This window comes from Acidovorax sp. FJL06 (genome assembly GCF_003852545.1).
Taxonomy (GTDB): Bacteria; Pseudomonadota; Gammaproteobacteria; order Burkholderiales; family Burkholderiaceae_C; genus Acidovorax.
Window position 1 is genome coordinate 7,051 of record NZ_QAJR01000001.1, and the last position, 14,333, is coordinate 21,383.

At 65.1% G+C, this 14,333-nt stretch carries 10 protein-coding genes, 1 CRISPR repeat array and 1 riboswitch; of the genes, 4 read left to right on the forward strand and 6 right to left on the reverse strand.

Features of this window, described 5'->3' with window-relative positions:
- Positions 1–47: 47 nt before the first annotated feature.
- Positions 48–413: a CRISPR direct-repeat array (repeat unit 36 nt; unit sequence GTTCCGGCCAGTGCGCATATCCCAGTGATCTAGACT).
- 70 nt (positions 414–483) lie between these two features.
- The 5 genes from cas2 to DBV10_RS00055 all read right to left on the reverse strand — a co-directional run bounded on the left by cas2 (position 484) and on the right by DBV10_RS00055 (position 8,581).
- The gene (cas2, locus tag DBV10_RS00035) at positions 484–810 is read right to left on the reverse strand and encodes a CRISPR-associated endonuclease Cas2 (RefSeq protein ID WP_199740006.1); all 327 of its coding nucleotides are present in this window, start codon (positions 808–810) and stop codon (positions 484–486) included.
- Positions 811–840: 30 nt separating this feature from the next.
- A complete protein-coding gene (gene cas1 / locus DBV10_RS00040; protein ID WP_124509380.1) occupies positions 841–1,770 on the reverse strand; it encodes a type II CRISPR-associated endonuclease Cas1 in 930 nt (309 codons plus the stop codon).
- Between the two features lie 5 nt (positions 1,771–1,775).
- Complete coding sequence (gene cas9 / locus DBV10_RS00045) at positions 1,776–4,934, reverse strand: type II CRISPR RNA-guided endonuclease Cas9 (RefSeq protein WP_124509382.1); 3,159 nt, start codon at positions 4,932–4,934, stop codon at positions 1,776–1,778.
- Between the two features lie 213 nt (positions 4,935–5,147).
- Positions 5,148–7,913 carry a methionine synthase gene (metH, locus tag DBV10_RS00050; protein WP_255424806.1) on the reverse strand — a complete coding sequence of 922 codons (2,766 nt, stop codon included), beginning with the start codon at positions 7,911–7,913 and terminating at the stop codon, positions 5,148–5,150.
- Positions 7,913–8,014, reverse strand: a riboswitch (S-adenosyl-L-homocysteine riboswitch). (Overlaps the previous gene by 1 nt.)
- Before the next feature lie 111 nt (positions 8,015–8,125).
- Complete coding sequence (locus DBV10_RS00055; RefSeq protein WP_199740007.1) at positions 8,126–8,581, reverse strand: PACE efflux transporter; 456 nt, start codon at positions 8,579–8,581, stop codon at positions 8,126–8,128.
- A 74-nt stretch (positions 8,582–8,655) separates the two neighbouring features.
- Here DBV10_RS00055 and DBV10_RS00060 point away from each other — a divergent pair, with 74 nt between their 5' ends.
- Positions 8,656–9,627, forward strand: coding sequence for a LysR family transcriptional regulator (locus DBV10_RS00060; protein WP_124509386.1), 972 nt, complete (start codon positions 8,656–8,658; stop codon positions 9,625–9,627).
- A 3-nt stretch (positions 9,628–9,630) separates the two neighbouring features.
- On the opposite strand, the gene DBV10_RS00065 is transcribed toward DBV10_RS00060, so the two are convergent.
- Positions 9,631–10,470: an MBL fold metallo-hydrolase gene (locus DBV10_RS00065; RefSeq protein WP_124509388.1), complete on the reverse strand. Its 840-nt coding sequence runs from the start codon at positions 10,468–10,470 to the stop codon at positions 9,631–9,633.
- A gap of 122 nt (positions 10,471–10,592) precedes the next feature.
- Between DBV10_RS00065 and DBV10_RS00070 the strand changes: the two genes are divergently transcribed.
- The 3 genes from DBV10_RS00070 (at position 10,593) to DBV10_RS00080 (ending at position 14,096) form a co-directional block, all read left to right on the forward strand.
- Positions 10,593–11,576 carry a GlxA family transcriptional regulator gene (locus DBV10_RS00070; protein ID WP_124509390.1) on the forward strand — a complete coding sequence of 328 codons (984 nt, stop codon included), beginning with the start codon at positions 10,593–10,595 and terminating at the stop codon, positions 11,574–11,576.
- A gap of 206 nt (positions 11,577–11,782) precedes the next feature.
- Complete coding sequence (locus DBV10_RS00075; RefSeq protein ID WP_124509392.1) at positions 11,783–12,628, forward strand: PPK2 family polyphosphate kinase; 846 nt, start codon at positions 11,783–11,785, stop codon at positions 12,626–12,628.
- A 148-nt stretch (positions 12,629–12,776) separates the two neighbouring features.
- On the forward strand, positions 12,777–14,096 hold the full coding sequence (locus DBV10_RS00080; protein WP_124509394.1) for a Glu/Leu/Phe/Val dehydrogenase: 1,320 nt from the start codon (positions 12,777–12,779) through the stop codon (positions 14,094–14,096).
- Positions 14,097–14,333 lie beyond the last annotated feature (237 nt).

Consider the following 14,333-nt stretch of genomic DNA (forward strand, 5'->3'; position numbering starts at 1 on the left):
TCCCAGTGATCTAGACTCCTGCAATCCAGGTGCCAATCTCCAGAACAGTTCCGGCCAGTGCGCATATCCCAGTGATCTAGACTCAATGACCTTTGCGCCGTTGCTGTTGCCGAGTTCCGGCCAGTGCGCATATCCCAGTGATCTAGACTCCCCTGGCCTTGCTCCAACAAGGACGCCGGGTTCCGGCCAGTGCGCATATCCCAGTGATCTAGACTAAGCCGTTCATGAACCGCATGTTTGTTGCGGTTCCGGCCAGTGCGCATATCCCAGTGATCTAGACTTCGAACTGCCCGCGCTCCGCGTAGGCCCGGGTTCCGGCCAGTGCGCATATCCCAGTGATCTAGACTACGTCCAAGGCGGGGCCGATTATCTCTCTCGTTCCGGCCAGTGCGCATATCCCAGTGATCTAGACTCTGAGCGCCATAACTTCTTGATAACAAAAGAAGTTTTCGCTTTCAGAGCACTAGAAAACCGCGCCATTTGCTAGAAGAGGTCAAATTGGTCCGGTGCTTTTTGCGCCGGTTGTTTGCTGCGCCCGTGGTAGGTGATGGCGCGTTCGTATTGTTTGTCGGTGAATTGGAAGATATTCACTTTGCCGCCCTGTGGCAAGGCGCGTTCTACGGCTCGGCACAGGGTATCCACCTGCGCCTGACTTGTGCAAAAGCGCATGTACACGCTGAACTGGCTCATTTCAAAGCCTAGGTCCAAGAGACCGTTGCGAAACTGCGTGGCAGCCTTGCGTTCGGCCTTCTCAATCACAGGCAAGTCGAACATGACCACTATCCACATAAGCCGGTATCCAGACAACATGGTGTAGCAATGGACTGGCTTTAGTGGGGTTCAGTCCGCCTCAAAACTGCCCGCCAGCGAGAGGGGTAAGCCGGGCAACGGCAAATCCAGCTTGGTGCGCTCACCCAGGTACACCTGGGCCAGGGAGATGGCTAGGCGCTGCATGCAAACCATCACCGGCGTAACGCCTGCAGCGGTGGGTATATCGTCGTACAGCACGCGCACCAAAGCACGTTTGGTCTCTGGGGTGACATGTGACTCGGCGGCCTGATGCAATTGCCATACCTTCAAGTCCACCATGGGGCGAAACGGCTCCATCAGGTCATCCACCAGGCGCATAGCGTTGGCGTCGTTGCTGTGATGCAGGCCGATGCTGGGATGCAGGCCTGCAGCCACCACGGCACGCGCCGTGGCAGAGCGCAGGATGGTGTAGCCGTAGTTCAATAATGCGTTGACGCCATCACCATCCTGATCGCGCCGAAACTCTGGGCCAAACAGCAAGCCCCAGTAGCGGCGGGCACCTTGGCCCTCAATGTTCTCGGGGTCGCCGCTTTTGACCTTGCCTACGAGCGCCTGCAGCGGTGCCGTGGGTGCGCCTGCGGCCTCCAGCGCTGCCGCCTGCTGCTCCAGCTTGCATTTGACAACTGCAGCCCACAAGCGCTTATGCAATGGCAACGCAGCCGCCCACTGGGCCTCAATGCGCTTGGCCTGCACATGGTGCCCATCCAGCGTCAGCAGAATGCCGATGGCGTTGTGGTTGGCACCGCACAGCACAAAGGGCGCACCGCGCTCTGCCAACGCCACCAGCAGGTTGTTGGTGTAGGTGAGGCCGTGGGCGTTGGCAATGACGGCAGCAATGTCATCCAGCGGCACCTGCCCTAGCTCTTTGCGCTCGCCTTCGGTGTCTTTCACCACCATGAAGCCGCGGTGCACAAACAGGTGCCGCCTATCGTCTGCGATTTCGACGATGCGGCCTACCATGGTGGCTAGCCCTGAAAGCCTGGGTCGCGCAGATCACCCATGGGGGACACAGACACCCGTCGAGCCATTGCTTGTTGCAAAGGCGCCGCGTTTTTGTATGTGTAGGAATAGGGGTCGGTCTTGTCGGCATTGCGTTTATCCACATTGGCCTCATGAATGGCAGCGAGTGTCAAACGTCCCGCCGAATTGACAGAGACGACACGCATTACCTCTTCACGGTCCCGCAGTTGCAACCGTACGCAATCCCCGATGGCGAGCCGCATCACCAACGGCTTTCCGTTCTGCCCCTGACGAGCGTGACGCAGTTGGCCCCATCCAGCATCTCCCTCTCCTGCCGCTCGCACGATGCGATAGGCATCAAAGGTAGAAATCACGTCTCCCTCCCACTTGCCCAGCTCACTGCGGGTGATTTCAATGCAGTAGTTGCTGCCGCCCACGTAGCCTTTATAGGGCGATGGCTGCCCTTCGGCATCCACACCATGGCGGGTGGGCTGTGCGGGCTCTGCAATGCGGATGAGGTGGGTGATCTCGCGCCCTGCGCTGCCGTCGGCCTTGCGCCGCTGTTTGATGCTACCGTCCTTGCGGATGCCGTAAGAGGTTTCCTCCATCATCGCGCCCTCAAAACCATGGTCTGGCTTATGGCTCACCCAGATGTGCCGCACGGCGCGCTCCACATGGTCGCGGTAGGTGTCCCACGGCAAAGGCATGTTTTCTACCAAACGGTTCACGCCCCCTTCACGGGCTTGGGCGTTGGCGCTGGCAAAGCGCTGCAACAAGCCTTGGTCGGTCACGCCAACCACGCATGCATCCACGGCATGGTGGCGGTGGTCGTTGCGGTTCTTCTCGCCGTTCAAGCCCAGCACATCGTTCAGCGCCAACTTGGCGCGCAGCATCGCCGTCATCTGCCCCGGAATCACCCGCCCCCCTTGCGGGCACACCAGCCGCAAATAGCTGGTGGCCACGCGCGACAGGTAGCGCGTGTCGTTGAGCGCACGGGCCAGAAAGTCCTTGTCCTCGCCCAGCCAGCGCTCATGGCCATCGGGCGCAAAGCGGTAGCGTTTGCGCAGGGGCATGCGCTCGGCGCGCTGCAGAATGCCGTCATAACTCCACCCCTGCGCTTCAAAATCAGCCCGCGCCGCCCAAGGCGTGCGGTTGCGCTTGATGCGGTTGGCCTGGCGCATGGCCACGGTGCGGTTGTTCAGGCTGTCGTCCAGCGTCTGCGAGAACGGCAGGATGTGCTCAATCTCCACCTGCTCGCTGAGCAGCATGACGGCGCTGATTTGCACGCCGCTGTAGGGGCATCGGCGGTCGGCCACGTCAAAGCTCAGCTCTTCCCACAAGATCCATTTCTGGATGTCACTGGCCCGCACGCGCTCGGGGCTGATGCCCAAGGTCTCGGCAATGCGTTCGCGGATGCGGGCATTGCGGCGCTGGTTGTCGACCTGCTTTTTTTGCGTCTCCAGCTTCTGCTCACGGCTTTGCTTCAAATCGCGCGCCAACTCCACCACGATCTCAGCAGGGCGGCCATAGCGGCGGATCAAGGCATTGACCACCACCCGCACCTGGTTCAGGCCGATGTGCACCGTGGGGTTGGCGATCTTGCCGTAGCGCTCTTCGTCGTTGCGCGGGTTGTCCTTGGCAAAGGCCACATGGCGCTGCAGTGCACGGCCATAGTAGGGCAGCTCTTTGAAGGCGAACACGGGCTGGATTTCCCCCGTGGAGGGCACGGTGCGCTCGCCTACCAGCTCCACTTCGTCGCTTTCGTGGTCAAAGTCAAAGCCCAAATCGCTGTGGTGCGCAAACCCGGCGGCCTGCACGGCCTTGTCGTAGGTCACCACATCGCGCTGCAACTCGGGCACGATGCGCGCCAGGGCCTTGCGGCTCAGGCTGCCATAGCCTTCTGGCAAAGCCACGTTGGCAATGGCTTCGGCCCGAGCCTCGTCCACGCCCGTGTGCTGCTGCAGCCAGGCCACCAGGGTGCCCTCGCCCTCTTCATTCACGATCTGCCAGACGATCTCGTCCTGCAGTTCGACCGCAAAGCCCGCCCAGGCAGCACCAAACAGATCATTGCGCGCCAAGGCTGCGCTGGTGGCGTTACCTTTGAGTTCATTGCGCTTGGCATCTTGCAGGTTGAATTGCACAGAACCCGACAGTTTCAACAGCTTGCGAATCTGGTCAAAACTGAGCTTGTTCTTAGCCTCCAACGCTGCCACCACCGCATCGCGCTGGGCCAGCATCAGCGGCACTTCACGCAGCGTGTCATCCAGCAAACGCAGATGGTTCACCTCCTGCAAGATGCGAAAACGTTGCGTGCTGGGCAAGGCCAGCGGTGCGCGCTCTTCCTCAGGCAGCAAAGTACAGCGGCCAGGGCGCACGGGGCGCAGCGGGCGCTGGTGCAGCAGGGTGTCGCGCAAATCGGCACGCGCCACCTCGGTGAACAGGGCCGGTTGCAGCGCCGCCTGCGCAGCCCACAGCGCATCGAACTCCTGCGCAATCATGGCGCGGTCTACGTATAGGTCGTAGCTCTTGTCGATGCGTTTCTTGCCCTCTTCGGTGGTGAAGGGCTTTTCGCGGTAGCGCGCACGCACGCCCTGCCCTGCCACCCCTTCGGGCCGCTGCTGCATGCGCACCTGCCAAAACCATTCACCCACCGTAGCGCAACCACTGGCCGTGATATGCGCGCGCAGTTGGTGGATGGCTTGTTTGAGTGCGCCGCTGTCGTTGTCTTTGCGATCGGTCTTGCGGTTGCTTTGAAAGCCCCGGCGCTGGTTGATGTGGAACAGCGCCCGCGCAAACTCGCCGGAGGTGAGTGCCCCATGCAGGCCCTTGGCGCGCAACTGGAAGGGGTTGAGCGACTCCAGCGCCTTGCGCTCGGCCACCTCGGCCGGAAAAAACCCATGGCGCACCAATTGCTCCATCATGCGCGCCTTGCGCTTGAGCAAGCGATCGCGGCGGCGGCGCATGGCACGGGCGGCACGGCGAGTCACGGCCAGAGACGATCCATCCTTGGGGTTGCGGCCATCGCTGAAGATGCGCACGCCTGAGCGAATGATGGCTGTGGGAACACTGCCCCCAATCGGGTCTTGGTGAATCCTAAACATCGCCCACCCCAATGAAGTGGAACCCAGGTCCAGAGCCAAACGATACGCACCTGCAAAGGCCATAGGCCACTCCAATTGTGAAGACTAGACCGTCGGTTTTAGCAGATTCGTTTAGAATTCAAGCCTACTAAATATCACTGGGATATGCGCTCTGGACGCTAACAAGCTGAAAGATGCACCAAATGGAAAGCCCCGCATGCGGGGCTTTCGTCTTTCTGATCGGATTGGGCTCTAGCGCTTATTATTCAAGCGCAGGCAGCTATACAATCTATAGCATCACAAATTCGGCGCCAGCAGCCGCTCCAGCACCTTCTCGTCCATGCCCCGGCGCTGGGCCATGTCGTGCAGCTGGTCTTCGCCGATCTTGCCGACGTTGAAGTACACCGCGTCGGGGTGGCCGATGTAGAAGCCGCTCACGCTGGCGGCGGGGGTCATGGCCAGGCTTTCGGTCAGGCCCATGCCGATCTCTTCGGCGTTCAGCACGCGGAACAGGTCGGTCTTGGCGCTGTGGTCGGGGCAGGCGGGGTAGCCGGGTGCGGGGCGGATGCCAGCGTACTTCTCAGCAATCATCTCGTCGTTGCTCAACTGCTCGCCCGCCGCGTAGCCCCACAGGTCGGTGCGCACGCGGTGGTGCAGGCATTCGGCAAAGGCTTCGGCCAGGCGGTCGGCCAGGCTCTTGAACATGATGGCGGAGTAGTCGTCCAGCGCGTCGATGAAAGCCTTTTCCTTCTTCTCCACACCCAGCCCGGCGGTGACGGCGAACAGGCCTGCGTAGTCGGCAATGCCGCTCTCTTTGGGCGCCACAAAGTCGGCCAGGCAGCGGCTGGGTCGGGTCACGCCGTCGATGGTGTGTTTTTCGGCCTGCTGACGCAGGCCGTACCAGGTCATGGCGACCTCGGTGCGGGTGTCGTCGGTGTAGAACTCGATATCGTCGCCCACGCTGTTGGCAGGCAGCAGCGCCATCACGCCGCTGGCCGTGAGCCAACGGCCTTCGATGATCTTCTTGAGCATGGCCTGGCCATCGGCAAACACACGCGTGGCTTCCACGCCCACGATCTCGTCGGTGAGGATGGCAGGGTACGGGCCGGCCAGGTCCCAGGTCTGGAAGAACGGGCCCCAGTCGATGTACTTGGCCAGCTCGGCCAGGTCAAAGTTCTTGAACACACGGCGGCCCAGCGCACGGGGCACTGCGGGCAGGTAGGCGGACCAGTCCACCGGCGTCTTGTTGGCGCGGATCTTGGCCAGAGGCCACAGCGGCGTAGCCTTCTTGTTGGCGTGCTGGGTGCGGACTTTTTCGTAGTCGGCGTTCAGCTCGTCCACGTAGGTCTGCACACCGTCGCCCAGCAGGCTCTGCGCCACGCTGACGCTGCGCGAGGCGTCGGGCACATAGACCACGGGGCCTTCGTAGTGCGGCGCGATCTTCACAGCGGTGTGCACGCGGCTGGTGGTGGCGCCGCCGATGAGCAGCGGGATTTTCTTGACGCGAAAGTGGTCGTCCTTCTGCATCTCGCCCGCCACGTATTGCATCTCTTCGAGGCTGGGCGTGATGAGGCCCGACAGGCCCACGATGTCGGCCCCCTCGACCTTGGCGCGCGCCAAAATTTCATGGCAGGGCACCATCACGCCCATGTTCACCACCTCGAAGTTGTTGCACTGGAGCACGACGGTGACGATGTTCTTGCCGATGTCGTGCACGTCGCCCTTGACGGTGGCGATGACGATCTTGCCCTTGCTGCGCACGTCGCGGCCGGCCAGCTCGTCCTGGCGCTTTTCTTCTTCGATGTAAGGGATCAGGTGGGCCACGGCCTGCTTCATCACGCGGGCGCTCTTGACCACCTGGGGCAAAAACATCTTGCCCGCGCCAAACAGGTCGCCCACCACGTTCATGCCGTCCATGAGCGGGCCTTCGATCACATGCAGCGGGCGGCCGCCCTTGGCCAAAATCTCGCGGTAGGCCTCTTCGGTGTCTTCGGTGATGAAGTCGGTGATGCCGTGCACCAGCGCGTGGGAGAGGCGCTCGCCCACGGTCTTGGGGTGCTCGGGCGTGCCGCGCCATTCGAGCTTTTTGCTTTCGTCCTTGGCGCCGCTCTTGGCGGTTTCGGCAATCTCCACCAGGCGCTCGCCCGCGTCGGGGCGGCGGTTGAGCACCACGTCTTCCACACGCTCGCGCAGCGTGGGCTCCAGGTCGTCATATACGCCCACCATGCCGGCGTTGACGATGCCCATGTCCATGCCCGCCTTGATGGCGTGGTACAGGAACACGGTGTGGATCGCCTCGCGCACGGGGTCGTTGCCGCGGAAGCTGAAGGACACGTTGGACACCCCGCCCGACACCTTGGCGCCGGGCAGGTTCTGCTTGATCCAGCGCGTGGCTTCGATGAAATCAACCGCGTAGTTGTTGTGCTCTTCAATGCCCGTGGCCACGGCGAAGATGTTGGGGTCGAAGATGATGTCTTCGGGCGGGAAGCCCACTTCATCGACCAGCACACGGTAGGCGCGCTCGCAGATTTCGATCTTGCGGGCGTAGGTGTCGGCCTGGCCCACCTCATCAAACGCCATCACCACGGCGGCAGCGCCGTAGCGCTTGACCAGGCGCGCCTCGTGCTTGAACTTCTCCACGCCCTCTTTCATGCTGATGGAGTTGACGATGCCCTTGCCCTGGATGCAGCGCAGCCCGGCCTCGATCACCTCCCACTTGGAGCTGTCCACCATGATGGGCACACGGGCGATGTCGGGCTCGGACGCAATGAGCTGCAGAAAGCGCACCATGGCGGCCTTGCTGTCGAGCATGGCCTCGTCCATGTTGATGTCGATGACCTGCGCGCCGTTTTCGACCTGCTGGCGCGCCACGGCCAGGGCCTCTTCGTACTGGCCGTTCAGGATCATGCGCGCGAACGCCTTGGAGCCGGTGACGTTGGTGCGCTCGCCGATGTTGACGAACAAGGTGCCCTCGCCAATGGAGACGGGCTCCAGGCCGGACAGCTTCATGGGGGGCAGGGATACAGCGGACATAGGACTCACCTGTGCAGGGGCAGCGGAAATACAGGTGAGCGTCGTTGCGGTGGGGCTTGAATAGCTTATGGGGTGCCCAAGCCTGACGGCTTCACCATGGCGATGGGGCCGCTGCAACGCTCCTTGGGCAAGCGGCGGATTTTACCGGGTCAGCGAACAGGCAGGAACTGCAAAAAGGTTCCGCCCAAAACGCCCTGCAGATAGCAGTGACGTTATTTGAAGAAGCGCGCTCTAGGCTGTTGTTACGAAGCCGCCATGGCCGATGCAGGCAAGCCGAACAGGTGATCGAACGCCCAGTTGAAGACAAACGTGTAGCACAGGAAGAACACGATGAGCCCCAGGTCCATGACGAAGGCGGTCCACAGGCTCACGCCAAACCACCAGGCAAACAACGGCACCAGCGTGAAGACCAGACCGCCCTCGAACCCGATGGCGTGCGCCACGCGCCGCGCCACGCTGCGCCCGCGCACGGGCTGGCGCGCCTCCCAACGCTCGAAGGCCCAGTTGAAGATGAGGTTCCAGACGATGGCGATCACCGAGGCCGCCACCGCCACCACGCTCGAATGCCCCGCGCCCTGGCCCGTGAGCAGCGCCAGGCCCACCGTGGCGGCGCCAATGGCGATCAGCTCGTACAGAGTGACGTAGATCACGCGGCGCTTGACGCCTTGCAGGCCAAAAAGAGTGGGTGTCTTGTCCATGGCCGGTACTTTATATTCAACAATCTGACATATAAATTCAGCTTATTTCAGTTTTATTGACAGATAGAACCGCCATGGCTTTCAACTCCGACAGCGTGCAGGTGTTTCTCACGGTGCTCGACCAGGGCTCGTTTTCGGCCGCCGCGCGGGCGCTGTCGCGGGTGCCTTCGGCCGTGAGCATGACGATGGCGCACCTGGAGGCCGAGCTGGATGTGCAGCTGTTTGACCGCAGCGGCCGCGAGCCCCGGCCCACGGCGGCGGCGCGCGCGCTGGAGCCCCAGGCGCGGCTGCTGGCCCAGCAGCTGCAGCAGCTCAACGCCCAGGCGCTGGCGCTGACCCAGGGGCTGGAGGAGCGCCTGACCCTGGCCATCGCCCCCGAGCTGCTGGCCGCGCGCTGGCGGGGCCCGCTGGCGGCGCTGGCGCACGAATACCCGCTGCTGCAGGTGGAGGTGCTGGCCGCCCCGCAGGTGGATGCGCTGGCGCTGCTGCACAGCGGCCGTGCGCAGCTGGCGCTGGTGTTCGAGCGGCCCAGCATCGACGGGCGCGAGGGGTTTCAGGAGGTGGGCACCGAAACCCTGGTGGCCGTGATTGCACCCGAGCACCCGGTGCTGGCCGGGGCCCGCGCAGCCGCCCAGGCGCGCGGCGAGCCACCCGAGGGCGCCATGCTGCGCGAGGAACACCTCACCACCACGCGCCAGATCGTGGTGGCCAGCCGCGACCTGGGGCAGACCGACCCGCGTTTTGTGTTTGCCCGCCACCACTGGCGCACCGACAACCACCTGGCCGCGCTGGGCCTGATCGAGGCCGGCCTGGGCTGGGGCTGGCAGCCGCGCGCGCTGGTGCAGCCGCGCATTGCGGCGGGCACGCTGGTGGAGATGCCGTTTGAAAACCTCAGCAACGGCACGGCGCTGTGGGTGGACGTGGTCTGGTCCAAGGAGCGGCCACTGGGCCTGGGCGCGGCGCGCTTCGTGGCGCTGATGCGCGAGAGCGCAGGGCCGCGCCCGGGGCCCGGCGAGAGCAGCATCAAAAAGCCGTCCAAGGCTTAATCATCAAGCGCAAACAGCTACTGATTCAGTAGCAACCACAGGGCGAACGGCGGCGTATCGAAACGCCCGTGACTCGCCATCCTCAGGCACCCAAAGCCGGTCGGCCCAGCCCCCTTGCACGGCCAGCGCCCGCACCGAGGCGCGGGTGGTGGGGCAGTGGTCCAGCGCCTCCAGGTGGTTCACCACCAGGGTTCCGGCCATCAGGGCGGCGGCCTCGGCCATGTCGCCCCCGTCCATGAGGATGTCTGCCCCCAGGTCGAAGCGCGCACCACCCGCCGGCAGCACGGCCACGCCGGGCTGCAGCCGCTGCAGGCAGTCGCGCACGGTGGGGGTGAGCACCGTGTCGCCCGCCAGGTACACGCTGGGCTCGCCCGGCAGCTCCAGCAGGTAGCCGTGGCCATGCTCCATGAAGCGCCCCACCCAGCCCTCGCCGTGCACACAAGCGATCGGGGTGATCTGGCCGCCCAGGGCAAAGGGCTGGCGCGCCGCACCGGCCAGCGGCAGCACCTGCAGGCCGCGCTGCGCAAGGTAGTCCGCGTCGTGCGGCATGCAGAACACCGGGATGCGGCGCTCGCGCAGGAAGCGCTTGCCGGCGCTGTCCAGGTGGTCGAAATGCCCGCGCTGGCAATGCGTGATGAGCGCGTGGGTGACGCGCCCGAGCACCGCGTCGGCCTGCGCGGGCAGCTCCACGATGGGGTTGCGCTGGCGCCGCACGCCCAGGTAGCGCAGGGCGGGCAGGCTGCCCCGGGGCGCGAGCATGGGGTCCACCAGCAGGCCGATGGACTGCCCGGCGGCCTGGAATTCCAGCACCACGGTGGCGTTGCGAAGGTGGGTGATGTGCATGGCGAAGACTCCGAAGGAAGGGGGGTACGGATGGGTATAGGTGGGTATGGGTGGATTGTTGAAATTTGGCGCGACGGCGAGAATGGCTGGATCTGACAATTTCTTGCCACTTCCGGCCATCCATGCCCGCCCCTCCAATACGCCCCACCGCCCCGTTGCGGCTCGCACTGCTGCTGTACCCCGGCTGCATGCCGGCCGGCCTGTTTGCCACCGCCGACATGGTGCGCGCCGCCAACCTGCGCGCGCAGGCCACGGTGATCGAGGTGTGTTGGGCCGGCGTGGACCTGCAGCCCGTGCCCACCTGGCAGGGCCCGGCCCTGGCCCCCACGGTGGCGCTGGCCCAGGCGGGGGCGGATGCCGTGCTGGTGCCGGGCCTGTGGCTCTCGTCCCCCGATGGCCTGCAGGCACCGCTGCAGCAGCTGGCCCCCGTGGTCCAGGCGCTGCGCGCCCTGCCCCGCCGCACCCCGCTGTGGAGCTACTGCGCGGGTGTGGTGCTGGCCGCCGCCAGCGGCCGGCTGCGCGGCCAGGGCGCCACGGCCACCTGGTGGCTGCGCGCGGCACTGGAGCAGCAATTTGCCGCGGTGGATTGGCGCTTTGATGAGCCCCTGGTGGCCGGCCCCACCGCCACCACCGCAGCCGGGGCCAATGGCTACCTGCCCCTGATGCTGCACGCGCTGGCCGCGCGGCTGCCCCCCGAGGCCTTGGCCGACCTGCAGGCCCTGCTGATGCTGCCGCGCCCGCGCACCACCCACCCGGCCTTCGCGGGGCACGACCTCATGGCAGTGGCCGATGCCGAGCTGCGCCGCGCCATGCTGTGGGTGCAGCGTAGCCCGGCCACCCAGCTGCGCCTGCCCGCGCTGGCCGATGCCCTGGGCCTGTCGCCACGCACGCTGGCGCGGCGGGTGCAGGCGCACACGGGCCTGTCGGCCGCGCACTGGATGCGCCGCATCAAGCTGCGCCAGGCGAGCGAGGCGCTGTGCGACACCGACCGGCCCTTGAAGCGCATCGCCGAAGACCTGGGCTTTGCCAACGAAACCGGCCTGCACCGCGCCTTCCGCCAGGCCACGGGGCAGACGCCGCTGGCCTACCGCATGGCCCGGCGCTGACGGGGTGTGGCAGGGGGCGGAACGCCCCGTTCAAGGAAGAATGCGCACGCCGGCCTGGGCGGCATCGAGGGCCTGACCAACTCCGGCCTGGCGCACCGACCTTCGTGCGGGCGGACGGGTTGCACGGCCAGTGGCAGCAGGCACCAGCCCACAGCGGGTATCTTTGACACCCCGGCGCCTTCGGGCGCCCTGCCAGGAGCCGCCCCATGCCTTCGCCTTTTGATGCCGCCCCGTCCTCCTTTGCGCAACGCCTGCGCCCTTGGCAGCCCACAGACAAGGGCCTGTCGCTGGACGACCTCGACCCCGGCGCCAAGCCGTTCTCGCTGGGCGACAAGGCCCGCGACAAGGCCGCCGTGGAAGCGCTGGCGCTGGAGCTGGACACCCTGCAGAACCTGTTCTACGCCGACAAGCGCTACAAGCTGCTGGTGGTGCTGCAGGGCACCGACACCTCGGGCAAGGACGGCACCATCCGGGGCGTGTTCGGCCGCATGAGCGCCCTCGGGGTGCACGCCGTGGGCTGGAAGGCCCCCACCGAGACCGAACTGGCGCACGACTACCTCTGGCGCATCCACCAGCAGGTGCCGCCGGCGGGCGACATCACGGTGTTCAACCGCAGCCACTACGAGGACGTGCTGGTGCCCGTGGTCAACGGCTGGATCACGCCCGAACAGCACCAGCAGCGGCTGGCGCACCTCAATGCGTTTGAACGCATGCTCAGCGAGACGGGCACCATCGTGCTCAAGTTCCTGCTGCACATCAGCGCCGACGAACAGCGCCAGCGCCTGCAGGAGCGGCTGGACGACCCGGCCAAGCGCTGGAAATTCAGCCTGGGCGACATCGCGGTGCGCAAGCAATGGGCCGAGTACCGCCGGGCCTACGACACCTTGCTCCATGCCACGCACACCCCCTGGGCGCCCTGGACCATCGTTCCCGCCGACTCCAAGACCCACCGCAACCTGATGATCGCCACGGTGCTGCGCGAGGTGCTGCAAAGCCTGGACCTGCGCGCCCCCGCAGGCGACCCGTCGCTGGCGCACCTGCGGGTCGAATGACGCCCTGCTTTTGCTGCAATGCCGCATGAACATGGGCTTTCCCATGGTTATGCATTAATTGCATAGCACTCAAACACTCCGGCCTTGGACAGACTTTCGGGGCAGGCATAAGCTTCGCGGCTTGAACTGATCCCACAAGGAATTCACCATGTCCTCATCCACCGGCGCACCCGCCGCCACCCCTGCAGGCGCCGTGCACACCCTGCCCTCCTACCTGCAGGCCGACCACCTCGGCCCCTGGGGCAACTACCTGCAGCAGGTTGATCGCGTCACGCCCTACCTGGGCAGCCTGGCCCGCTGGGTGGAAACGCTCAAGCGCCCCAAGCGCATCCTGATCGTGGACGTGCCCATCGAGCTGGACAACGGCACCATCGCCCACTACGAAGGCTACCGCGTGCAGCACAACCTGAGCCGCGGCCCCGGCAAGGGCGGCGTGCGTTTTCACCAGGACGTGACGCTGTCGGAAGTGATGGCCCTGTCGGCCTGGATGTCGGTGAAGAACGCAGCTGTGAACGTGCCCTACGGCGGCGCCAAGGGCGGTATCCGCGTGGACCCCAAGAAGCTGTCGATGGGTGAGCTGGAGCGCCTCACGCGCCGCTACACCAGCGAAATCGGCCTGCTGATCGGCCCGTCCAAGGACATCCCCGCACCCGACGTGAACACCAACGGCCAGATCATGGCCTGGATGATGGACACCTACTCCATGAACGTGGGCGCCACCGCCACCGGCGTGGTCACTGGCAAGCCCGTGGACCTGGGCGGCTCGCTGGGCCGTGTGGAAGCCACCGGCCGTGGCGTGTACACCGTGGGTGTGGAAGCCGCCAAGCTGACCGGCCTGGCGCTGGAAGGCGCCCGTGTGGCGGTGCAGGGCTTTGGCAACGTGGGGGGCATTGCGGCCAAGCTGTTTGCCGAAGCGGGTGCCAAGGTGGTGGCCGTGCAGGACCACACCGGCACCATCTTCAACGGCCAGGGCCTGGATGTGCCCGCGCTGCTGGCCCATGTGAAAACGCGTGGTGGCGTGGGCGGCTTTGCCGGCGCCGATGTGATGAAGGCCGAGGAGTTCTGGGCGGTGGACTGCGAGATCCTGATCCCCGCCGCACTCGAAGGCCAGATCACCAAGGACAACGCGGGCCAGATCAAGGCCAAGCTCGTGATCGAAGGCGCCAATGGCCCCACGACCACCGAGGCCGACGACATCCTGCACGACAAGGGCGTGCTGGTGCTGCCCGACGTGATCGCCAACGCGGGCGGCGTGACGGTGAGCTATTTTGAATGGGTGCAGGACTTCTCCAGCTTCTTCTGGAGCGAAGACGAGATCAACGCGCGCCTGGTGCGCATCATGCAAGAGGCCTTTGCGGGCATCTGGCAAGTGGCGCAAGAGCACAAGGTGAGCCTGCGCACCGCCACCTTCATCGTGGCCTGCAAGCGCATCCTGCACGCGCGCGAAATGCGCGGTCTGTACCCCTGACCCACTGCCGCGGCCCGAGCGCCGCTGCCGCCTTTTTTGCAACCCTGCCCCACCCGGGCCGGGCCCCTGCACTGCAAAACCGCCAGCCGCCGCGATCCGGCCCTGGCGGTTTTTCTTTGTCCGTTGCACCGGCACCCGGCCTTGTTGCGCAATGGCGACGCGCGCCTGAAACACGCTGGCCGTTCAAGAGGACAAAACGACCGCACAGCGGAATCGGAAACAACAAGATACGCGCCC

Bases quoted from the DNA above. Each gene is read 5' to 3' on its own strand.
- DBV10_RS00060 (WP_124509386.1), top strand. From the start codon at position 8,656: ATGGCTTTCAACTCCGACAGCGTGCAGGTGTTTCTCACGGTGCTCGAC.
- DBV10_RS00075 (WP_124509392.1), top strand. From the start codon at position 11,783: ATGCCTTCGCCTTTTGATGCCGCCCCGTCCTCCTTTGCGCAACGCCTG.
- DBV10_RS00055 (WP_199740007.1), bottom strand. From the start codon at position 8,581: ATGGACAAGACACCCACTCTTTTTGGCCTGCAAGGCGTCAAGCGCCGC.
- DBV10_RS00070 (WP_124509390.1), top strand. From the start codon at position 10,593: ATGCCCGCCCCTCCAATACGCCCCACCGCCCCGTTGCGGCTCGCACTG.
- DBV10_RS00065 (WP_124509388.1), bottom strand. From the start codon at position 10,470: ATGCACATCACCCACCTTCGCAACGCCACCGTGGTGCTGGAATTCCAG.
- DBV10_RS00080 (WP_124509394.1), top strand. From the start codon at position 12,777: ATGTCCTCATCCACCGGCGCACCCGCCGCCACCCCTGCAGGCGCCGTG.
- cas2 (WP_199740006.1), bottom strand. From the start codon at position 810: ATGTTGTCTGGATACCGGCTTATGTGGATAGTGGTCATGTTCGACTTG.
- cas9 (WP_124509382.1), bottom strand. From the start codon at position 4,934: ATGGCCTTTGCAGGTGCGTATCGTTTGGCTCTGGACCTGGGTTCCACT.
- cas1 (WP_124509380.1), bottom strand. From the start codon at position 1,770: ATGGTAGGCCGCATCGTCGAAATCGCAGACGATAGGCGGCACCTGTTT.